This is a genomic window from Chitinivorax sp. PXF-14 (genome assembly GCF_040812015.1).
Taxonomy (GTDB): domain Bacteria; phylum Pseudomonadota; class Gammaproteobacteria; order Burkholderiales; family SCOH01; genus JBFNXJ01.
Genome location: NZ_JBFNXJ010000011.1, coordinates 31,742 through 53,171 on the forward strand (window position 1 = coordinate 31,742; position 21,430 = coordinate 53,171).

Sequence of the window (21,430 nt, forward strand, 5' to 3'; positions counted from 1 at the left end):
TAGAATCAACATGCTCAAAGGTAGTCTGGTCGCCATCGTCACCCCCATGTTCGAAGACGGAAGCCTCGATTTCGAAGGCCTGCGCAGCCTCGTCGACTTCCACGTCAAACAGGGCAGCGATGGCATCGTGGCAGTTGGCACTACCGGCGAGTCGCCGACCGTATCGGTCGAAGAGCACCTGGACATCATCCGCGTCGCGGTGGAGCAGGCTGCCGGCCGCATCCCGGTCATTGCCGGCACCGGCGCCAATTCCACGCGCGAAGCCATCGAGCTGACGCGCGAAGCCAAGCGCGTCGGCGCCGCCATGAGCCTGTCGGTGGTGCCCTACTACAACCGTCCGACACAGGAAGGCATGTACCTGCACTTCAAGGCGATTGCCGAAGCAGTGGATATTCCGGTCATCCTGTACAACGTACCGGGCCGTACCGTTGCGGACATGAGCAACGACACCGCGCTGCGCCTTGCACAGATCCCGAATATCGTCGGCATCAAGGACGCCACCGGTGACCTCGGCCGCGCGGCCGACCTGGTCAAACGCGCCCCGGCGGATTTCGCGCTGTACACCGGCGATGATGCAACGGCGCTGCCGTTCATGCTACTGGGCGGGCACGGCGTGATCACGGTCACCGGCAACGTGGCGCCCAAGGCCATGCACGAGCTGTGCGAAAAAGCCTTCGCCGGCGACATCGCCGCTGCCCGCGCAATCAACGACAAGCTGCAAGGCCTGCACAAGCACCTGTTCATCGAAGCCAACCCGATTCCCGTCAAGTGGGCAGCACAGCAGATGGGGCTGACCAAGCCCGGCATCCGCCTGCCCCTTACACCACTCAGCGAGTCGTGCCACAGCATCGTCAAACAGGCGATGCGTGAGGCCGGCATTGAACTCTGATTGTCATCAGCAGTCAGTCTCCACCAAGTAAAGCGATAACCAAGGAAACGGAATGAAATCGTACAAGCTTGCCGCCGCAGCCGTCGCGGCGGCATCGCTCGTCGCGGGCTGCAGCACGCCGATCGAGACCAACAAGAAAATCGACTATCGCAACCCGAATGCCAGCACCACCACCCGCCCGCTGGAAATCCCACCTGACCTGACCTCGGTTCAAAGCGACAGCACCTACTCGATTCCGTCGGCAGGACAAGGCAACAAGGGTGCAACTGGCGCGACTGGCGGCACCTCCTCCGTATTGCCAGATGTCAGCGGCGCCCACATCGAGCGCTCGGACAACCAGCGCTGGCTGGTCGTCGAGCAACCCGCCGATCAGGCATGGGCCGTCATCCAGGAATTCATCAAGAGCCAGGGCTTCATCGTGGCATCGGAGAACCCGGCCACCGGCATCATCGAAACCGAATGGGCGGAAAACCGCGCCAAGCTGCCGCAGGACATCGTCCGCCGCACGATTGGCCGCGTGCTCGATGGCCTTTACTCGACAGGCGAAAAGGACAAGTACCGCATCCGCCTGGAAAAGGGCCAGAAGCCCGGCACCACGGATGTCTTCGTCAGCCACCGCGGCATGATCGAGGTATTCGAGAACAACAACCGCGACCGCACCATCTGGCAGCCGCGCCCGGCCGATCCGGAAATGGAAGCGGAAATGCTGGCCCTGCTGCTGCAGCGCTTCAACGGCAAATCGGAAACGACGCCGGCCGAAACCGCTCCGCAAGCTGCGACACCGCAGGCTACAGCAGCCCCGGCCGCACCAGGCAAATCGAGCAGCGCCATGCTGGTGGCCGACAATCTGGTCGTAGCCGACAACTTCGACCGCGCCTGGCGCCGTATCGGCCTGGCGCTCGATCGCAGCGGCTTTACCGTGGTGGACCGCGATCGCCTGCATGGCCTGTACTTCATCCGCTATGCAGACCCGGATGGCACACGCAAGAATAGTGGCTGGTTCTCGTCGATCTTCAGCTCGGACAAGTCCGCGCAGGCAGAAGAGTTCCGCCTCGAGGTCACCGAAGCAGGCAGCAAGACCGCCATGCGGGTGCTCGACAAGGACGGCAAGGAAGACCACAGCGACACAGCCAAGCGCATCCTGCAACTGCTCAGCGAACAACTGAAGTAATAGCGATGACGGTGCTGCCGCGTTTGCCCAGCCCAAACCGGCCGACCATGGCGGCGCCGTCAGTATGAGATTTGCCTCGCTTGGCAGCGGCAGCGAAGGTAACGGCCTCGTCGTCGAGGCCGGCCAATCCTGCCTGCTGCTCGACTGCGGCTTCAGCCTGCGTGAAACCGTTCGCCGCCTTGCCCGCCTTGGGCTCACGCCAAACGATCTTGACGCCATCGTCGTCACGCACGAACACGCCGACCACATGGGAGGTGTGGCCACGCTGGCGCGCAAGTACCAGATCGTGGTCTATGCCAGCTTCGGCACGTTGAATGCAGCACCACAAGTCGCCCAGTCATTGCCGCAGCTGTTTCCGTACGACAGCAACGAAACCTTCTCGATTGGCGACCTGCAAGTACAGCCCTACCCCGTCCCCCATGACGCCAAGCAACCGACACAGCACGTATTCAGCGACGGTAACGTGAGGCTGGGCGTACTCACCGACAGCGGCAGCATCACCCCCTTGATTCGAGAACGGCTGAGCAGCTGCGAAGCCCTGGTGCTGGAGTGTAACCATGACCGCGAGATGCTGTGGAACGGCCCCTACCCTTATCCGCTCAAGCAACGGGTTGGCGGAAACCTCGGCCACCTTGACAACGAGCAGGCGGCAGACCTGTTGCGCAGCATCGACTGCACCAGGCTGCGCCATATCGCGGCGGCACACCTGAGCACCACCAACAATCAGCCGGAATTGGCGGCAGGCGCACTGAGCGCGGCCCTGGGCTGTACCACGGATTGGATTGCCATCGCCAGCCAACTCAAAGGGCTGGACTGGCGGCAGCTTTGATTTGACGCGCTGCAGCCGAAATCACACGCAAGCAGCGCAGCAATGCAAAAAGCCGACCATGCGGTCGGCTTTTTTCTGCTCGAAGAAGCGAAGCTTACTTCTTTTCTTCGGTAGCAGGAGCGGCCGGAGCAGCAGCAGCGTCAGCAGCAGGAGCGGCCGGAGCAGCAGCAGCGTCAGCAGCAGGAGCGGCCGGAGCAGCAGCGTCAGCAGCAGGAGCGGCCGGGGCAGCAGGAGCAGCAGCCGGAGCTTCAGCAGCAGGAGCAGGAGCCGGAGCTTCTTCTTTCTTACCGCAAGCGGTCAGAGCAACAGCCAGCAGAGCAGCAGCGAGGAGCGAGGATTTCATTTATTTTTACCCTTAACTAAGTTAAGCAACACAAATAACAAACCTGCCGGCCTACACCGGAGGCGATGCATTCAATAAAGCGCTCTCGACCGAGATCGATCGACTGGTGGATTTTAGCACGTTTTTTCAAATTATCCAGTCGCAGTGCACAAAATTGCTGCCGTAACAATGTTTGCGGCGACGGAATCCATAATTGTCGCCATATCTCTGCAGGGGCAGGCGATCAGCGCCCTTGGAGGCCATTCATCCTGCCGGGAGCGGATCAGTACCCAGATGCAGATAACCGTACTCGAACCACTCGTACATCAAGTCCAGCAGCGGCCCCTGGACCATCCTGGCAGTAAGATGCCGGGCATTGGCAAGCTCTGCGAGCAAGGCGGCCTCATCGTCCGTCGCCGTCACGCTTTCGCCGTTACAGAAGAACTGATCATCGCAGTGCAACATCTGTGTTTTGAGATCAAGCACGACCCCATCGCTGGCAACGCGCTTGGCAAACTGCTTGACCGACAACTCGTCTTCCGGCGGATCGAACAAGACATGCGCCTTGGGCTCGGACAGGTAATGCCCGAGAAAGGCCTTGATATCGCCGCGCCCCCAACGGATGCCCGACAGCATGGCCTCCACCCGATCGACCATGGCCTCGCCGAGTAGCGCGGGCTGCTTTTGCGTCTGTAGGTCCGGGTCGGCGTACATCCCGTCGAGCTCGAGCTGGTCCTGCAGAAAAGCCAGGAACTGCGTCGCCAGCTCCTGTGCGGAAGGCGCCCGGAAACCGATCGAATAGGTCATGCCCGGCTCAAGTGCGACGCCGTTGTGTGCGTAGCGTGGCGGCAGATACAGCATGTCGCCGGGCTCAAGTACCCACTCCTGCTCTGGCGTGAAGTGTTGCAGAATCTTCAGCGGCGCCCCCTCGATCAGCGTGTTGTCCTGTTGCGCACTGACCTGCCAGCGCTTGCGACCGCCGGCCTGCAGCAGGAAGACATCGTAAGAGTCGAAATGCGGCCCGACGGTGCCGCCTTGCGGCGCATAGCTGACCATCAGGTCATCGAGCCGCGCGTAGGGGATGAAGCTGAAACGATAAAACAGCTCGGCCGCCTCGGGCATAAAGTGGTTGAGGTTGCTCACGAGCAGGCTCCACTCGCCCTTCTGCAGCTTTTTCAGGCGGCGGCCATCGAACGGCCCCTGCTCCAGCTGCCACGCGCCCTGCTCGACCTTGACCAGTCGCGAGATGGCATCATCGCGGCATGCCAGCTCGTTCATGCCCTCAGCCGAAACGAGCCCGGCGAAGCCCGGGACGGCCTGGCGCACCAGCAGCGGCTTCTTTTGCCAATATTCAGAGAGAAACGTCTCGACGCTCAAACCGCCCAACAGCTCCATGCTTGCACTCCAGATCAATGTCGGGCGCGATTTTACACCCGCATTCGCGGGACCGCGCCGTTGTGGTTTACAATACCCCACGGGCATTCGCCTACCTCTAGTTCCCACGTCGCCCCAACCGCCGTGGCGGTCATTAGCGCCTCTTGCAAGGAATACAACATGCAAATCGTCAAGGATACCGTCGTCTCACTGCACTATGAGATGTACGACGGCGACAATCAACTCGTGGACAAGACCGAGGAGCCCATCAGCTACCTCCATGGTGGCTACGACAATATCATTCCCAAGCTCGAAGAATCGCTGCATGGCAAGTCGGTCGGCGACAAGCTCGACGTGCCGATGGAGCCGGAAGACGCATTCGGCGACTACGACCCGAAGCTGGTCCGCATCGAGGACGTCGAGGCTTTCCCGCAGGAAGTCGAAGTCGGCATGATGTTCGAAGCCGATGACGAAGAGTCCGGCGAAGTGATCCTGTTCCGCGTGACCGACATCGCCGACGGCAAGGTCGTCGTTGACGGCAACCACCCGCTCGCCGGCAAGCGTGTACTTTTCAAGTGCACGGTGACCGAGGTGCGCGCGGCGACCAAGGATGAAGTCGAACACGGCCACGCACATGGCCCGCACGGCCACCATCACCACTGAGCCCGTCACACGGCGAAGAAAAAGGCCAGCTTTGCTGGCCTTTTTTCATTGCGAGTCAAGTATCAGGCGATTTCCGCGGTCGTTGAAAAAAAAATGACCGGGCCGCCGCTCGTGATTCCCAGGTTGAAGATCGGCGCCAGATCGTTCGGCGCCTTCAACTTGTCCGCCTGTCGGGGGTCGGACTGGTGTGCCTTGCGGAACTCCACGGCCTCCTCCTCGGTGCGGATGATCTCGTGCACCACCTCTACCTCTTTGAAGCCTTTCTGCAATTGCGGGTGAGCAGAAAACAGTTGCTCGATGCGCTCACGGTCGGGGTGCTCGCCGATCACGTGGATATGCCCGTCCGTGCCGGTCTGCAGGTTGACGGCGGGCGGCACGTGCACCCCGCTGTCGCGCAACAGTTCGGAAACGAAACGGCCATACTTGGCGAGCGCCATGGCGGCCTTGTTCTTGACATCCTGCAGGTGCAGGCGGCCCTTGCGTGCGTCGCCAAGCAAACGGACCACGCCATCGATCAATGCATCTTCGGACTGCGATGCCTTATTCTCTTGTTCTTTCATTACACGATTCCCCTCAAGCCCAAACTATTCAGACATCATGTTGCGAACGAGTCGCGAGTTCAGCTTAGATCATTTTTCTAGCATTTGCCGAAGTGAATATATGAGCTCGATCGCATGTCTGGGCGTGAGCTCATCCGGGTCGATTTCGGCCAGCGCCTCGAGCACCGGATGCGGCGCAACAGGCACTGCATCGACCGCCACGGGCGTGGCAAACAGGTCCCCTTGCCCCGATGTGCCGCCGCTCATTTGCTCGAGCTCCTGCAAATGCCGCTTTGCCGCGCGGATCACCGGCCCGGGCACGCCGGCGAGCTGCGCTACCTGGATCCCGTAGGACTGGCTTGCCGGCCCATCCTGCACTGCGTGCAGGAAAACGATGCGATCCTTGTGCTCGACGGCATCGAGATGGACATTGGCCGCGAACGGAAATTCCTGGCTCAGCCGTGTAAGTTCGAAATAATGCGTGGCGAACAAGGTGTAGCTGCGCGATTTTTCGAGCAGGTGGCGGGCGATCGCGTAGGCCAGTGCCAGCCCGTCGAATGTTGATGTCCCGCGCCCGACTTCGTCCATCAGCACCAGGCTGTGTTCGGTCGCGTGGTGCAGGATGTTGGCGGTTTCGGTCATCTCGACCATGAAGGTCGAGCGGCCGCCGGCCAGATCGTCGGATGCGCCGATGCGCGTGAAGATACGGTCCACCGGGCCGAGCCGGGCGCTTGCCGCCGGCACGTAGGCGCCGCAATGCGCGAGCAGCACGATCAATGCGTTCTGTCGCATATAAGTCGACTTGCCGCCCATATTGGGGCCGGTGATCAACAGCAGCTTGCGCACCATCGACAGGCGCGTGTCGTTGGCGATAAAGCTGTCGATCTGGCTTTCGACCACAGGGTGACGCCCCTGGCTGATCTCGATCACGTGCTCGTGGGTGAATTCAGGCGCAGCCCAGCCGAGGCTCGAAGCGCGCTCGGCAAAGCAGGCCAGGACATCGAGCGTCGCCACGCTTTGCGCGACCCGTTGCAAGGTGCCGAGATGCGGCTGCAGCTGCTCGAGCAGCGCTTCGTACAACTGCTTTTCCAGCGCCAACGCCCGGTCCTGCGCCGACAGTGCCTTGTCTTCGAACGTCTTGAGCTCGGGGGTGATATAGCGCTCGGCGTTCTTCAGGGTCTGGCGCCTGCGGTAGTCGTCGGGCACCTTGTCCGACTGCGCACGGCTGACCTCGATATAGAAACCGTGCACCCGGTTGAACTCGACCTTGAGCGTCGAGATGCCCGTGCGTTCGCGCTCCCGCACCTCGAGGGCGAGCAGAAATTCGCCGCAATTAGCCTGGATGCCGCGCAGCTCGTCGAGATCGGCATGATAGCCATCGGCGATCACCCCGCCCTCGCGCAGCACCACCGATGGCTCGGCCTGGATGGCGGTCGACAGCATGGCAACGATATCGTCGGGTGCCACCAGCGCCTGCGTCAGCGACGCCAGTAACGGGTCAGCCAGCGGCGCCACGATGGGTTGCAGTTGCGGCAGGCGGATCAACGCGTCGCGCAGGCCCGACAAATCGCGCGGGCGGGCCGAGCGCAGCGCGATGCGCGCGGTGATGCGCTCGATGTCGGCGATGCGGCTCAAGGTTTCGTGCACGCCATCGAAGGCATAGCCGTCACGCAGTGCGCCCACTGCCTGCTGGCGCGCCAGCACGGCATGCTGATCGCGCAGCGGATGGTGCAGCCAATGCCGCAACAGGCGGCTACCCATGCTCGATGCGCAGCCATCCAGCACCGAGAGCAGTGTGGGCGACGGCTCGTTGCGGATGGTCTCGCTGATTTCCAGATTGCGGCGCGTGGCGGCATCGAGTACCAGGTATTCGGCCCCAGTTTCCACCGTCAGGCCGGCCACGTGCGGCAGGCTTGAGCCCTGCGTCTGGCGCGCGTAATCGAGCAATGCCCCCGCCGCACCGATGGCGGTCGTGAGCCCTGCCGCACCGAAGCCGGCCAGGTCATGCGTGGCAAACTGCTGGCGCAACAAGCGCTCCGCCGAATCGGCCTCGAACATCCAAGCGCCCAGCGTCTTTCTGGCCAGGCCCAGGGCATCGAGCACCGGCAGGCTGAGCCCATCCGGCAGCAGGATTTCGGCTGGACGAATACGCTCTAGCTCGGACACCAGGTTATCAGCCTGCGTCTGCATCACGCGGAAGGCGCCAGAAGCCAGCGACAGCCATGCCATGCCGAGCACGCCCTTGCTGGCGTTGAGCGCGAGCAGCACGTTGTCGCGCTTCTCTTCGAGCAGGGCCGAGTCGGTCAGGGTGCCCGGCGTCACCACCCGCATCACCTTGCGTTCGACCGGTCCCTTGCTGGTGGCCGGGTCACCGATCTGTTCGCAGATCGCCACCGACTGCCCGAGCTTCACCAGCCGCGCGAGATATTGCTCCGCCGCGTGATAAGGCACGCCGGCCATCTTGATCGGCTGCCCGCCCGAGGCACCGCGCGTGGTCAGCGTGATGTCGAGCAGCTTGGCGGCAAGCTCGGCATCGCTATAGAACAGCTCGTAGAAATCCCCCATGCGATAGAACACGAGCTTGTCGGGGTGCTCGGACTTGATGCGCAGATACTGCTGCATCATCGGGGTATGGGTTACTGCATTGTTTTTACTGGCGGAACTGTCCAATTCTCGAAACCTGTGTCAAGCCTGTGGCGCGGTAGGGCGCCATTTTGCCATGCCGGCCCGGCGCGGGCGATGGTTTGACCGGGATTGAATGCCGGCATTGGACAGAATATCCGGCGATGGCGGTGGGGTGCACGGCCTGGCACCCCGCCGCCACGGCACTTACAGGAACATGCCGCCCGACGCCTCGATGCGCTGTGCGTTGATCCAGCGGTTGTCATCCGACAGCAAGGACGCGATGACACCGCCGATGTCATCCGGCAGCCCAACACGGCCCAGCGCCGTCTGCGACGCCAGCAAGGCGTTGATATCGGCATTGTCGCGCACCACCCCACCGCCGAAATCGGTTTCGATGGCGCCCGGCGCCACCGCGTTGACGGCAATGCCACGCGAGCCGAGCTCCTTGGCCAGATAGCGGGTCAGCACCTCCACCGCCCCCTTCATCGAGGCATAGGCCGCATAGCCGGGCAAGGCAAATCGCGTGAGCCCGGTCGAGATGTTGACGATGCGCCCACCGTTTGCCATCAGCGGCAGCAAGGCCTGCGTCAGGAAGAACACGCCCTTGAACTGGATATTCACCAGTTGATCGAACTGCGCCTCGCTCGTTTCGGAAAAACCGGCGTGGATGCCGATGCCGGCATTGTTGACGAGATAGTCGAACTGCTCGCGCTGCCAATGGCTGCCAAGCACAGCCCTCACCGTCGCGGCAAACGCAGGGAAGCCGGCGCTGACGCCGACATCGAGCGGCAAGGCCACGGCGCGGCCGCCAAGGCGTTCGATCTCGGCAACCACGGCGGCGGCTTCGCCCTGCTGGCTGCGATAGGTCAGGATCACATCCACGCCTTTCGCCGCGAGCTTGAGTGCGGTATTGCGCCCCAGCCCACGGCTGGCCCCGGTAACGATGGCAATCTTTCTGTTCATGACTGGCTCCATGCTTGATCAATCGGTTATCGACACCCGGGCCAGGGCCCGAGGCATGGCTGCAGTCTATTAGCCAAATATTCGGCAATAAATCCTCTGTTTTTGATTAGACTGATCACATATAGCAAACAATTACAGCGAGACATGCCATGGACCCACTCCACGCCATGCAGATCTATCTGCGCGTGGCCGAGCTGGCCAGCTTTACCCAGGCAGCCGACAGCCTGGGCCTGCCCAAGGCCACCATCTCGACGGCGGTGCAACAGCTGGAAACCCGGCTTGGCACCCGACTGCTGCATCGGACCACGCGCAAGGTGCAGATGACCCAGGATGGCCAGGTGTACTACGAGCGCTGCAAGGATCTGCTGAGCGACGTCGAGGAACTGCAGACGCTGTTCCAGTCCGGCCCAGCGGCACTCACCGGACGGCTGCGCATCGACATGCCGAGTGGCATCGCCAAGCAGGTCGTGGTGCCGTGCCTGCCGGCATTCCTGGCGGCCCATCCGGCCCTCGAGATCGAACTGAGCAGCACCGATCGCCGCGTCGATCTGGTGCGCGAGGGCTTCGATTGCGTGATCCGCGTCGGCACGCTGACGGATTCCAGCCAGATTGCCAGGCCGCTTGGGCACATGCAGCTGGTCAACTGCGTCAGCCGCGACTACCAGGCGCGCCACGGCAGCCCGCTTGAGCTCGGCGACCTGGCCACGCACCGGCTGGTGCACTATGTGTCGACTCTCGGCGCCCGCTCGCCGGGCTTCGAATATGTCGACCCGGCCAGTGGCGAACCCCGCTTCATCGCCATGCCCGGGGCCGTCACCGTCAACAACTCGGACGCCTACCTGGCCGCCTGCCTTGCCGGGGTGGGCCTGATCCAGGCGCCGGAGACGGCCATGCGCCCGCACCTGCGGCAAGGCGAGCTCGTCGAGGTATTACCCCAATATCAAGCCGCACCGATGCCGGTCTCGCTGCTCTACGCCAACCGGCGCCAGCAACCCAAGCGCGTGCAGGTTTTCATGCAATGGATCACGGAGGTGATGCGGGACTATTTGCAGCCGGTGGGACGTTCTGGCTCGCTTAGGCCCATCCCAGGCTAGCTGGCAGCCGAATTACGGCCGCAGCTTCTCGATCAGGTAGTCGATGAAGACACGGCTTTTGGGCGTCAGCCGGCTGCCCGGCAGGCTCAGGAGCCAGGCCGTCCCTTGATAGGCACCGACATATTGCCAGCCAGGCAGCACTTCGATGACCTCGCCACGCGCCAGCGCATCGGCCGCGATGAAGTCCGGCAGGCAGGCGATGCCCAGGCCGTTGAGCACGCCTTCCAGCCTGACTTCGCTGTGATTGCAGACATAGCGCCCACTCACCGTGACGCTGACGCTCTCGTCGCCACGCCGAAAACTCCAGCGGGCGTCACCAGCCACCTCCCCCAGGTACAGGCAGTCGTGCCCGGCCAGCTCCAGCGGGTGCTGCGGCAGCCCGTACCGCGCCAGGTAGGCAGGTGACGCACACACCACCTGCCGCACCGGCATCAGCCGTCGCGCCACCATGGTCGGCGGCGGCTGGTCGGTGGCCTGGATCATCAGGTCCACCTCATCCCCAACCGGGTTCAGCATCCGGTCGATCAGCATCAATTGCACGTTGACCTCCGGATAGCGCTGCAGGAACTCAGCCATCAGCGGATGCACCACACGGCGGCCAAACGCCTTGGGCATGCTGACGCGCAGCAAGCCGCGCGGCGCCTCATGCGCGCTTTCCGCCTGCTCGACCACCTCCCGCGCCGCAGTCACCATCGCCACGCAACGCTGGTAGGCGCCCTCGCCTGCCTCGCTGAGCCGCAACTGGCGCGTGCTCCGCTCGATCAGGCGCAGGTCGAGTGCCCGCTCCAGCCGGCTCACCATGCGGCTGACCGCCGATGGCGTCAGCCCCAGCTGCCTGGCCGCCGCCGAAAAGCTGCCGCAATCGACCACGCGCACGAACACGGCCATGTCCGGCAGCAAGGCATCGAGTCGACTTATTCCCATAGCGCAAAACTGATGTGACAAAACACCAGATTATCACCAATTGGTACCAGGTAAATAATGTGTGCCCAATAACATCCCGAAAGGAACCCTGTGATGGCTGAACTCCTGCTACTGGCGGTGGCCATGGTCTGGGGGACCAGTTATGGCCTGGCCAAGCTGGCCCTGGCCTACTATCCACTGCTCGGCTTTCTGGCGACACGTTTCTGCCTCACCTTTGCGCTGACCTTGCCGGCCCTGCTGCGCGACCTCAAACGGCACCCATATGCCCTGCTGCGAGCAGGCCTGCCGCTGGGGGCGCTGCTACTGGGCATCTTCCTCTGTGAAACCTCGGGCGTGGCGCGGACCAGCGCAAGCAACGCCGCCTTCCTGGTCAGCCTATGTGTGGTGCTGACCCCGTTCGTGGAATGGCTGCTGATGGGCCAACGGCCATCGGGCTCGGCCTTGCTGGCGGCACTGCTGTCGCTGTGCGGCGCGCTGATGCTGACCGGCGGATTGTCGCTGCAGCTCAATGGTGGCGACATGCTGATGCTGGCCGCCGCCTTGCTGCGCGCCATCACGGTCTGCCTGACCAAGCGGCTGACGGCCGGACAACCCGTTTCAACGCTGGGGCTGACCAGCCTCCAGACTGGCGTGGTCGGAATCGGCTGCCTGTTGCTGGCTGCCGCGCAGCCCACGCCACTGCCGCCCCTGCCGCATGCCACGCCCTTCTGGCTGATCACCGCCTACCTCGTGCTGTGCTGCACGCTGTTTGCCTTCTACGCGCTGAACTGGGGCATCCGCCACAGCACGCCGACCCGGGTCGCCTTGCTGACGGGCAGCGAGCCTTTGTTCGGCGCCTTGTTCGCGGTACTCTGGCTCGGCGAGCAACTGACGGCACAGGCCATGCTGGGCGGACTGTTGATCACCGCAGCCAGCCTCTGGGCGGCCCTGCCGCGGCCGGCGCCCGCCCAGGCCGTGGCAGCCGCCGGTTGAGGTGATCGACGGCCAACCAGATCAATCCGCCCCAGGATGGACACAGACAACAGCCTGAAAGCATCGCCTCGATTTGGGGCATGACAGGCTCGCCTAACCCCTGATTCCACCTGACATCCCCTTTCTTGAGAGAAAAGGAGTCAACTTCTTTCAGGGCCAGCCAGAGAAAAGAAAAAAGCCGCTATCTTGCGATAGCGGCTTTTCATATTGGCGCACCCGGAGCGATTCGAACGCCCGACCCCTTGGTTCGTAGCCAAGTACTCTATCCAGCTGAGCTACGGGTGCACGTGCGTGAGCACGGTTCTCTGTTGTAACGGTGGCGCACCCGGAGCGATTCGAACGCCCGACCCCTTGGTTCGTAGCCAAGTACTCTATCCAGCTGAGCTACGGGTGCGCTGTTTACAACTTGTGGCGGAGAAAGAGGGATTCGAACCCTCGATACGAGTTTTGGCCCGTATGCTCCCTTAGCAGGGGAGTGCCTTCGACCTCTCGGCCATTTCTCCGTTTCAAGAGAGGCGCAATACTACTGGGTTTCCGGGCGGTCGTCAAATGCTTCGACGCATTTTTTGTGCCAGTCCGGCAGCACCGCAAAAAACAAAACGGCACGGGCGAAATGCACCGTGCCGTTTTGTCAGACCTTGGGCTGCTTACACAGCCTGATCGAGTCCAAATGCCTTGTGCAGCACGCGGACAGCCAGTTCCAGGTACTTTTCGTCGATGATGACGGAAATCTTGATCTCGGAGGTGGAGATCATCTGGATGTTGATGCCCTCTTCCGCCAGCGTGCGGAACATGGTCGATGCCACGCCGACATGCGAGCGCATGCCAATGCCGACTGCCGATACCTTGGCGATCTTGTCGTCGCCAGTCACGTTGGCCGCGCCGATGTGCGACTGCACGCCTTCGAGAACCTTCAGCGTCTTGGCGTAGTCGTTGCGGTGTACCGTGAACGAGAAGTCGGTGGTACCGTCTTCGCCGGTATTCTGGATGATCACGTCGACGTCGATATTGGCGTCGGCCACCGGGCCGAGAATCTGGTAGGCGATGCCGGGCTTGTCCGGCACGCCGTTGATCTTGATTTTCGCTTCGTCGCGGTTGAACGCGATGCCGGAGATGACGGCCTTTTCCATTTCTTCGTCTTCCTCAAAGGTGATCAGCGTGCCCTCGCCGCCGTCCTCGAAACTGGACAGCACGCGCAGCTTGACTTTGTACTTGCCGGCAAACTCGACCGAACGGATCTGCAGGATCTTGGAGCCCATGCTGGCCATTTCCAGCATTTCCTCGAAGGTGATGCGATCGAGCTTGCGCGCTTCAGGCACGATGCGCGGATCGGTCGTGTAAACGCCGTCCACGTCGGTGTAAATCTGGCACTCGTCGGCCTTCAGTGCGGCAGCCAGCGCAACACCACTGGTATCCGAACCGCCACGGCCGAGCGTGGTGATGTTGCCGAGTTCGTCGACGCCCTGGAAACCGGCGACGATGACAACCTTGCCGCCATCGAGGTCGGCACGCATATTGTGTTCGTCGATCTCGACGATACGCGCCTTGTTGAAGGCGCTGTCGGTCAGCACGCGCACCTGGGCACCGGTATAGCTCTTGGCATCGATACCGATATCCTTCAGGGCCATGGCGAGCAGGCCGATCGTGACTTGCTCGCCGGTCGAGACGACGACATCCAGTTCACGCGGATCAGGCTGGGCCTGCACTTCCTTGGCCAGAGCGATCAGGCGGTTGGTTTCGCCGCTCATCGCGGACACGACCACCACAACCTGATGCCCCTGGGCCTTCCACTTGGCCACTCGCTTGGCGACGTTCTTGATCCGTTCCGGACTGCCAACCGAGGTGCCGCCGTATTTCTGTACGATTAGCGCCATCGTTTTTCCACGTTTAGGTAGGGATTGAATTCAGTGTTCAGCTGCCGCGTCAGTAGAAAACAGACAGCTGAACCCGCAATTTTTTCCGTTTGCTCAAGTGCTTGTCAATACGTAGTAAGCATAATCGGGCGCGGATCGCTCACTTCATGCCTGAACTTGCCGGCCAATTGATGATCCACGGCAATATCCGGCGCCCAAATATCGCCCGGCAGCGTGCGTCTGCGACCCTTGCGCCGCGCCGTCTCGCGACATCCGTCGCGAGCGGCCTGTCGAGCCGGCAGCCACCCGAACGCCCCGGTGCCGGGGTACAAAATGGCCGTGCACATATAACAAATTCTTGATTTGTGCAGCGCACGGCAGCAAGGGATTCATGGTATAAACCGGTATTTTTCGCTGTGGCCATGTGGTTTAGGGCTATCCGCACACATTTAAAAAGAACGGTTCCGAATACAATCTGATGGATCGCGGCTTCTTTACGATTTTGGGCGCACAGTTTCTGTCGGCGCTCGCAGACAACGCGCTGTTCATCGCTGCGCTTGCCCTGCTGAAAGTTCAGCACGCGCCCGAATGGCATCAGTCCATGCTGCTCTGGTGCTTCACCGTGTCTTACGTGCTGCTCGCCCCTTTTGCCGGCTCCTTTTCGGACTCGATGCCCAAGGGCCGCGCCATGATGATCTGCAACGGCATCAAGCTGCTCGGCTGCGTGGGCATGCTGGTGGGCATCGAGCCGCTGCTCGCTTACGCCCTGGTCGGCTTTGGCGCGGCGGCCTACTCGCCGGCCAAGTACGGCATCATCACCGAATACCTGCCCCACGATAAGCTGGTTGCGGCCAACGGCTGGCTCGAAGGCGCGACGGTGACCGCCATCATCTTTGGCACCGTGCTCGGCGGCTTTCTGGTCAGCCCGAATGTCGATACCTGGCTCGACAGCTACGAGCTGCTTGCCCCGCTCGATGCCCCCGTGTTCGCCATCTCGATTCTTGCGGCAATCTACCTCGCGGCGGCCTGGGTCAACCTGCACATCCCGAAGCTCGATGTGGAAATCCACCCGATTCACTTCAGCCCGTCCTATCTCGTGTCGGAGTTCTGGGCCTGCGTCAAGCGGCTGTGGAGAGACCCGCAGGGCGGGCTCAGCCTCGGTGTGACGACGCTGTTCTGGGGTGCGGGCGCCACCATGCGCCTGGTTGTGCTGAACTGGGCCATCATCTGGCTTGCCTTCTCGCTCGAACAGGCCACCCGGCTGGTGGCGATCGTCGCCTTCGGCACCGCCTTCGGCGCCGTGCTGGCGGGACGTTATGTGTCGCTGCGGCAGGCGTTCAAGGTGCTGCCAGCGGGCGTGCTGATGGGCCTGTTGATGGTGGCGATGCTGATGGTGCACGAAGTCTGGATCGCCGCGATCCTGATGTTCCTTGTCGGCGCGCTGGGCGGCTTCTTCGTCGTTCCGCTCAATGCCATGCTGCAACACCGCGGGCACTCGCTGATGGGCGCCGGGCATTCGATCGCGGTACAGAACTTCAACGAGAACCTCGGCATCCTGGTCATGGTCGGCGCCCATGCGCTGCTCGTTAAATATTTCAGCGTCAGCTTTCCCGATGGCCTCAATGAAGTCGCCAGGGCTTATTTCAAGGCGGGCGCCATACCGCCGATGTACAGCATCATCATCGGTTTCGGCGGATTCCTGGTCCTCGTCATGCTGTATATCTCGATCCTGCACCGCCGCTCGGTGCAGACCGGCGTGATCCCACGCGAGGCCGGTTGAGCAGATACAAAAAAGCCCGGTCACCCGGGCTTTTTTGTATCTGCAGCGAGTTCAAGCGACGACGCGACCCTTGATCTTGTCCATGGGCAGGCCAAGCAGGAGCTGCTGATTCAGCAACTCCAGCAGCGGCAGCATGTCGCGCAGCAGCTCTTGCGAGAACGGCGACACTTCCTGCACACGCCCCTCCTTCAGCATGGCCAGCGCCTGCGCCAGCTCGGGCTTGACCAGCGGCGCCGGCGGAGCATCCTGCGCCAGTACGCGATTGCCACCAGCGTCGATGGCCAGCTGCATGCGGCGCTCGGCCGTGGCAATGGCCTCTTCCGCGCTGGTGGACGGCTCGCAGTTGACGGCACCGATACTCGCCGAGAAACGCAGGATCGTGCCCTTGTAATTGATGCGGGCCCCCTCAAGCGCGGAGCGGAGGCGCTCGGCCAGGAACATCTCTTCGCCAGGACCGTTGCTGGCGGACAGCACGCCGAAGGTCGCCCCACCCAGGCGGGAGATGGTGTCCTCGCCGCGCACCTTCGATGCGAGCAGCTTGCCCAGGGCCTTCAGTATCTGGTCGGCGACCGACTGGCCGAAGATATCAGTCTGCTCGGCAAAACGGTCGAGCGTCAGCACCAGCACGATGGTGCGCTGATGATGGCGGCTGGCGTAGGCGACGGACTGGCGAACGTTGAATTCGAGCAGGTGGCGCGTGCCGAGCCCGGTGACCGGGTCCTCGGTCGCTTTCTGGTCGAGCTCCTGCAGGCTCTCGTCGAGTGCCGCGGCGGTTTCAGCACGCAGGGCGTTGGCCGACACGCGTGCGATCAGCTCGGTGCGATCAGTGGACTTGGTGATGAAATCGCTGGCACCAAGCTCCACGGCCTTGAGCTTGATGCTCTCTTCTTCCTCGCCGGAAATGACGATCACCGGCAGCTTGCGGATATGGCTCTGCTCGGCACCGCGAACACGCTCCAGCAGGCCGAAGCCATCAAGGTTGGGCATGCCGAGGTCGGAGATCAGCACCTGGATGTTCGGCTCAGCGAGCAGGATGGACCAGGCATCTTCACCGTCGACGGCCTCGACAATGTCGAATACGCCAGCCAGATGCTTGCGGATGGTGGCGCGCACGATGCGTGAATCGTCGGCGACGAGAATACGGGGCAAGGCGGTGGAAATATCGTTTTCTGCGTTCATTGAATTGTCTGTTTATCGTTCTTGGAGAAAATCCAGCACCAGCCGGTTGAACACATCGGGACGCTCGAGGCACGAAGCATGGCCGCAATCGTCGATCACTGCGAGTTTAGCAGAAGGAATGCCGTCCTTCAGTACGATGGAATGGTACAGCGGCGTGAAGCGGTCGTCGCGCCCGACGATGACCAGTGTCGCGGCGGCGATCGTGGCCAGGCGGTCGCGCACGTCGTGGCCGAGCATGCCCTTCACCAGCCGCGCCAGCGGCTGCCACGGCTGCTGTATCGACCATTCGCGCAGCTTGGCGAGCTGCGCCGCGTTGTTGCGCAGATAGGCATCGCCAAACGTCAGCGGCAGGCTCATATCGAAACGCATACCATGCAGGCCCTGTTCGGCCGCATCGAACCAGCTGGCGCCGATGGCACGATTGACCTCGTCCGACCAGGCCAACGTGTCGGCCAGCACCAGCTTGCCGATGCGCACCGGGTGGTCCAGCGCCACATGCTGGGCCACCGCGCCGCCATAGGAGATACCGACGAGGTGCGCCACCGGGATGGCGAGCACATCGAGCAGGGCCGCCAGGTCGGCGCTGTGCTGCGCCATGGTGTAAGCCCCCTGCTCGGGCTTGCCGGACAGCAACTGGCCGCGAAAATCATAGGCCAGCACGCGAAAACCTGCCGCGAGCAGCGCCGGCACCTGCCAGCCCCAGGCCGCGGTGCTCATGGAAATGCCGTTGAGCAGCACCACGACCTCGCCGGCCTCCCCGCTCAATTCGTAATAGAGTTCAGTCCCGTTGACGGCGGCAAATGGCATGCTAGCTCCCTTTCAGACGACTCTTGATGACCTTGCCGGTCGGTGTTCGCGGCAGCGATGTAGCGAGCACATAGGACTTGGGCTGCTTGTAGCGCGCGAGGCGCGCGTCGAGATAGGCCTGCAGCTCGGCCTGGTCGAATACCTGCCCTGCCCTCAGCACCAGATGCGCTTCGCCGGTCTCGCCCCAGCGTGCATCCGGGCGGCCAATCACGGCGGCCTCGGCAATGGCCGGGTGGGCCAGCAGCACGGCCTCGACCTCGGCCGGGTAGACGTTCTCGCCACCCGAGATGTACATATCCTTCTTGCGGTCGACGATCCAGGCATAGCCTTCGTCGTCGATGCGCACCAGGTCGCCGGTCTTGAACCAGTCCCCGGCGAACGCCACGGCCGTGGCCTCGGCATTCCGCCAGTAGCCGCTGCACACGGTCGGCCCGGCAAGCCACAGTTCGCCGACGGTATTGCTCGCGACGTCGGCCCCCGCCTCGTCGACGATACGCGCCCGCGTCGCAAAATTCGCGAAACCGACCGAGCCCAGCTTGCTCACCGCATCGCCTGCCGGCAGCGTGAAGCAGTTGGGGCCAACCTCGGTCAGCCCGTAGCCCTGCTTGAAGACGAGGCCACGCGCCTGGTACAGCTCGATCAGCGTGGCCGGGCATGGCGCGCCACCACTGATGCAGAAGCGGAGCGAGCTGAAGTCCGCCGTTGCAAATCCCGGCTCGCCGGCCAGCATCTGGAACATCGTCGGCACCGCAAACAGCACGCTGACCCGCTCGTCCGCGAGCAAGCTCAACACGGCAGCTGGGGCAAAGGCCGGCAGCAGCACCAGCCGGCCGCCGCGCATCAATAATGGCGTGGTCAGCACATGCAGGCCGCCGGTATGGAAGAAGGGAGTATGCACCAGCGCGCAGTCCTGGCCGCTCAAGTCCCAGCTGATGGTGGTGTTGACGGCATTCCAGTAGACCATGCGCTGGGACAGCAGCGCCCCCTTCGCTCGCCCCGTGGTGCCGGAGGTATAGAGGATCAACACCGGTGCTTCGCCGTCCACCGGCCTGCAGGCCCCGCCAGGCGCGGCCTCGCTGAGCGAGCACTGGAGCGGCGCGCAGGGCCGGGCCGCGGCAAGCGCCACGGCGATCTCGGCATGAGTGGTGTCGTGCAATAGCAGCGCCGGGTCGGCATCCGCGACCAGCGGCGCCAGCTCGGCCGGGGTCAGGCGCGTGTTGAGCGGCACCAGGATGGCCCCGCACCGCGCGCAGGCGAACAACAGGAGCAAGGTCTCGACGCAGTTTTGCGCCAGCACCGCCACACGAGCGCCGCGCTCGATGCCGCGCAACGAGAGCCACCCCGTCACACGGTCGACCGCGTCGGCCAGCTCGCCATACGACCAGCGCCGTCCCGACGCGACATCGACGATCGCCTCCCGCTCAGGCTCACGCCGCCAATAGGCGGGCCAGTCTCCCAGCGCAGTCGTCAACTCGGCCATGCCGTCGCCCCTCAACGAACGCCCCGCCCCGTGCGAGCCCGCAGCCTGGGCGGCTGCCACAATGGAAAACGGCGCGATGAACGCGCCGCTAGACTTGGCTTACTGGGCGCAGAACTTGGCTCGCCGCTCGCGTACCGCTGTGGCCAGCTGCCGCAGGGCCGCCTCGGTGTCGTCCCAGCCGATGCAGGCATCGGTGATACTCTGGCCGTAGCACAGCTCCTTGCCTGGGAGCAGGTCCTGGCGGCCTTCCACCAGATGGCTCTCGATCATCACGCCGAACACGCGCTTTTCACCCATGACGATCTGCTGCGCGACATCGGTGCTGACTTCCATCTGACGACGGTAGTCCTTGCGGCTGTTGGCATGGCTGAAGTCGATCATCAGCTTGGGCGTCAGACCAACCTTTTCGAGCTCCTTGGCAGCCTGGTCGACACTGCCTGCGTCGTAGTTGGGCTCCTTGCCGCCACGCAGGATGACGTGGCAGTCCGGGTTGCCGGTCGTCGACACGATGGCCGAGTGGCCGAGCTTGGTGACCGACAGGAAATGGTGCGGCACCTGGGCGGCGCGAATCGCATCGACGGCGATCTTGAGGTTGCCGTCGGTGCCGTTCTTGAAACCGACCGGACACGACAGGCCGGACGACAGCTCGCGGTGAACCTGAGATTCGGTGGTACGCGCACCGATCGCGCCCCAGCTGATCAGGTCGGCGAAATACTGCGGCGAGATCATGTCGAGGAATTCGGTGCCGGCGGGCACGCCGAGCTCGTTGATGCGCAGCAACAATTTGCGTGCGGCGCGCAGGCCGTCGTTGATCTCGTAGCTATCGTCGAGGTAGGGGTCATTGATCAGCCCCTTCCAGCCCACCGTGGTGCGCGGCTTTTCGAAATACACGCGCATGACGACTTCGAGATCCTCGCTGAGCTCGTCACGCAGCACCTTGAGGCGTTGCGCGTATTCGATGGCGGCGTCGGTGTCGTGAATCGAGCATGGGCCGATGATCACCAGCAGGCGGTCGTCCTGATCGCACAGCAGGCGGTGAATCGAGTGGCGGGCGTTGAATACCGTGTTGGACGCATCCTCGGTGATCGGGTTGGTTTCGATCAGGTAGACGGGTGGCGTCAACTCCTTGATTTCTTTGATATGAATATCGTCTGTTCTACGTTTCATAAAGACTACTTCTTACTGTTTTGGATGGATGTCCCGGACAGAAGTGCCAAGGCTGGGTCCGATTATGACAGGAGGCTCGCAATTTTGCACTGCAATATTCGATTTTATGCGCAATATTATTGCGCGTCGCGCCCACGCAGGGCCTTGAGTGCCAGCTCGTATTGCTGGTGGCCGATGTGCTCGACAACCGCCGCAGCGCCTTGTGCATCGCGCTTGTACATGTAGTCCATGATCTGCATGAAGGACTCGTACAGCCGCGTCAGCTCGCTCTTGCCGCGACGGAACACCAGGTAAGCCGCGCGCTTGCCGGACGGCAGCAGGTCTTCGAGCACCTGCACCATGAAAGGGTTGTTGGCGAACGGATAGATCAGCGACAGGAACTTGGACAGTGCGTCGTAGAATTTCTCGAGATCGTTCTTCTCGGCAAACTCGCCCATCTCCTTGATCAGGCCGAGAAACTGCTCGAGATCCTCGTCGGCCCACATGGTGGCGGCGTTGAACGCGACCTGCTTGAGCAGCAGGAACCACAGCTCATACAGGCTCTTGAGCTCGTACTCGGTCATCTCGGCGACCACCGCACCACGCCGCGGCAGTATCTGGATCAGGTGGCGGCGTTCGAGAATCAGCAACGCCTCGCGCACCGAGCCACGGCTGACGTTGAGCTCGCCTGCGATGCGCAGCTCCTGGATGCGGTCGCCCGCTTTCAAATGGCCGGTAATGATCTGGTGGCCGAGGTATTGTGCGATCTGTTCTGTCAGCGAATCGTTGGGAATGAAGGTCATGACGGCAATCGGTCCTG

19 protein-coding genes and 3 tRNA genes are annotated in these 21,430 nt (G+C 62.6%); 7 read left to right on the forward strand and 15 right to left on the reverse strand.

All coding sequences use genetic code 11. The annotated features are described in order from the left end of the window. Positions 1 to 10 precede the first annotated feature (10 nt). From dapA to ABWL39_RS13810, 3 genes are all read left to right on the forward strand, one after another. On the forward strand, positions 11 to 889 hold the full coding sequence (gene dapA / locus ABWL39_RS13800) for a 4-hydroxy-tetrahydrodipicolinate synthase (protein WP_367792173.1): 879 nt from the start codon (positions 11 to 13) through the stop codon (positions 887 to 889). A gap of 52 nt (positions 890 to 941) precedes the next feature. After that, positions 942 to 2,060 carry an outer membrane protein assembly factor BamC gene (gene bamC, locus ABWL39_RS13805; RefSeq protein WP_367792176.1) on the forward strand — a complete coding sequence of 373 codons (1,119 nt, stop codon included), beginning with the start codon at positions 942 to 944 and terminating at the stop codon, positions 2,058 to 2,060. Positions 2,061 to 2,124: 64 nt separating this feature from the next. Next, positions 2,125 to 2,889, forward strand: coding sequence for an MBL fold metallo-hydrolase (locus ABWL39_RS13810; protein ID WP_367792179.1), 765 nt, complete (start codon positions 2,125 to 2,127; stop codon positions 2,887 to 2,889). Between the two features lie 94 nt (positions 2,890 to 2,983). Here the strand turns inward: ABWL39_RS13810 and ABWL39_RS13815 are convergent, their stop codons facing one another. Further along, a complete protein-coding gene (locus ABWL39_RS13815; RefSeq protein WP_367792182.1) occupies positions 2,984 to 3,232 on the reverse strand; it encodes a hypothetical protein in 249 nt (82 codons plus the stop codon). A 243-nt stretch (positions 3,233 to 3,475) separates the two neighbouring features. After that, positions 3,476 to 4,606, reverse strand: coding sequence for a cupin domain-containing protein (locus ABWL39_RS13820; protein WP_367792185.1), 1,131 nt, complete (start codon positions 4,604 to 4,606; stop codon positions 3,476 to 3,478). A 159-nt stretch (positions 4,607 to 4,765) separates the two neighbouring features. On the opposite strand from ABWL39_RS13820, the gene ABWL39_RS13825 reads away from it, so the two are divergent. After that, positions 4,766 to 5,248 carry a peptidylprolyl isomerase gene (locus ABWL39_RS13825; protein ID WP_367792188.1) on the forward strand — a complete coding sequence of 161 codons (483 nt, stop codon included), beginning with the start codon at positions 4,766 to 4,768 and terminating at the stop codon, positions 5,246 to 5,248. A gap of 62 nt (positions 5,249 to 5,310) precedes the next feature. Here ABWL39_RS13825 and ABWL39_RS13830 read toward each other — a convergent pair whose 3' ends face one another. The 3 genes from ABWL39_RS13830 to ABWL39_RS13840 form a co-directional block, all read right to left on the reverse strand. Continuing rightward, positions 5,311 to 5,808 (reverse strand): hypothetical protein, encoded by a 498-nt coding sequence (locus ABWL39_RS13830; RefSeq protein WP_367792192.1) that lies wholly within the window; start codon positions 5,806 to 5,808, stop codon positions 5,311 to 5,313. Positions 5,809 to 5,877: 69 nt separating this feature from the next. After that, positions 5,878 to 8,412, reverse strand: a complete 2,535-nt coding sequence (mutS, locus tag ABWL39_RS13835; RefSeq protein ID WP_367792517.1) for a DNA mismatch repair protein MutS — start codon at positions 8,410 to 8,412, stop codon at positions 5,878 to 5,880. A 204-nt stretch (positions 8,413 to 8,616) separates the two neighbouring features. Next, positions 8,617 to 9,375: an SDR family NAD(P)-dependent oxidoreductase gene (locus tag ABWL39_RS13840; RefSeq protein WP_367792195.1), complete on the reverse strand. Its 759-nt coding sequence runs from the start codon at positions 9,373 to 9,375 to the stop codon at positions 8,617 to 8,619. 149 nt (positions 9,376 to 9,524) lie between these two features. Between ABWL39_RS13840 and ABWL39_RS13845 the strand changes: the two genes are divergently transcribed. Then, positions 9,525 to 10,469, forward strand: coding sequence for a LysR family transcriptional regulator (locus tag ABWL39_RS13845; protein WP_367792198.1), 945 nt, complete (start codon positions 9,525 to 9,527; stop codon positions 10,467 to 10,469). 12 nt (positions 10,470 to 10,481) lie between these two features. Here the strand turns inward: ABWL39_RS13845 and ABWL39_RS13850 are convergent, their stop codons facing one another. Next, positions 10,482 to 11,393 (reverse strand): LysR family transcriptional regulator, encoded by a 912-nt coding sequence (locus ABWL39_RS13850; protein ID WP_367792202.1) that lies wholly within the window; start codon positions 11,391 to 11,393, stop codon positions 10,482 to 10,484. A 93-nt stretch (positions 11,394 to 11,486) separates the two neighbouring features. Between ABWL39_RS13850 and ABWL39_RS13855 the strand changes: the two genes are divergently transcribed. Continuing rightward, a complete protein-coding gene (locus ABWL39_RS13855) occupies positions 11,487 to 12,365 on the forward strand; it encodes a DMT family transporter (protein ID WP_367792205.1) in 879 nt (292 codons plus the stop codon). Between the two features lie 208 nt (positions 12,366 to 12,573). Here ABWL39_RS13855 and ABWL39_RS13860 read toward each other — a convergent pair. The 4 genes from ABWL39_RS13860 to ABWL39_RS13875 form a co-directional block, all read right to left on the reverse strand. Further along, a tRNA-Arg gene (locus tag ABWL39_RS13860) sits at positions 12,574 to 12,650 on the reverse strand. 32 nt (positions 12,651 to 12,682) lie between these two features. Then, positions 12,683 to 12,759: transfer RNA gene (locus ABWL39_RS13865), tRNA-Arg, on the reverse strand. Positions 12,760 to 12,774: 15 nt separating this feature from the next. Beyond that, positions 12,775 to 12,868, reverse strand: a tRNA-Ser gene (locus tag ABWL39_RS13870). A 144-nt stretch (positions 12,869 to 13,012) separates the two neighbouring features. Continuing rightward, entirely contained in the window at positions 13,013 to 14,239 is a 1,227-nt protein-coding gene (locus ABWL39_RS13875) for an aspartate kinase (RefSeq protein WP_367792208.1), read from the reverse strand. Positions 14,240 to 14,696: 457 nt separating this feature from the next. Here ABWL39_RS13875 and lplT point away from each other — a divergent pair, with 457 nt between their 5' ends. Then, positions 14,697 to 15,998: a lysophospholipid transporter LplT gene (lplT, locus tag ABWL39_RS13880; protein WP_367792210.1), complete on the forward strand. Its 1,302-nt coding sequence runs from the start codon at positions 14,697 to 14,699 to the stop codon at positions 15,996 to 15,998. Positions 15,999 to 16,049: 51 nt separating this feature from the next. Here lplT and ABWL39_RS13885 read toward each other — a convergent pair whose 3' ends face one another. The 5 genes from ABWL39_RS13885 to ABWL39_RS13905 form a co-directional block, all read right to left on the reverse strand. Further along, on the reverse strand, positions 16,050 to 17,177 hold the full coding sequence (locus ABWL39_RS13885; protein WP_367792212.1) for a GGDEF domain-containing protein: 1,128 nt from the start codon (positions 17,175 to 17,177) through the stop codon (positions 16,050 to 16,052). Positions 17,178 to 17,189: 12 nt separating this feature from the next. Next, on the reverse strand, positions 17,190 to 17,984 hold the full coding sequence (locus tag ABWL39_RS13890) for an alpha/beta fold hydrolase (RefSeq protein WP_367792214.1): 795 nt from the start codon (positions 17,982 to 17,984) through the stop codon (positions 17,190 to 17,192). Position 17,985: 1 nt separating this feature from the next. Then, positions 17,986 to 19,464 (reverse strand): long-chain fatty acid--CoA ligase, encoded by a 1,479-nt coding sequence (locus ABWL39_RS13895; RefSeq protein ID WP_367792216.1) that lies wholly within the window; start codon positions 19,462 to 19,464, stop codon positions 17,986 to 17,988. A gap of 99 nt (positions 19,465 to 19,563) precedes the next feature. After that, positions 19,564 to 20,631 carry a 3-deoxy-7-phosphoheptulonate synthase AroG gene (aroG, locus tag ABWL39_RS13900; protein WP_367792218.1) on the reverse strand — a complete coding sequence of 356 codons (1,068 nt, stop codon included), beginning with the start codon at positions 20,629 to 20,631 and terminating at the stop codon, positions 19,564 to 19,566. 116 nt (positions 20,632 to 20,747) lie between these two features. Next, positions 20,748 to 21,413: a GntR family transcriptional regulator gene (locus tag ABWL39_RS13905; RefSeq protein WP_367792220.1), complete on the reverse strand. Its 666-nt coding sequence runs from the start codon at positions 21,411 to 21,413 to the stop codon at positions 20,748 to 20,750. Between the last annotated feature and the right edge of the window lie 17 nt (positions 21,414 to 21,430).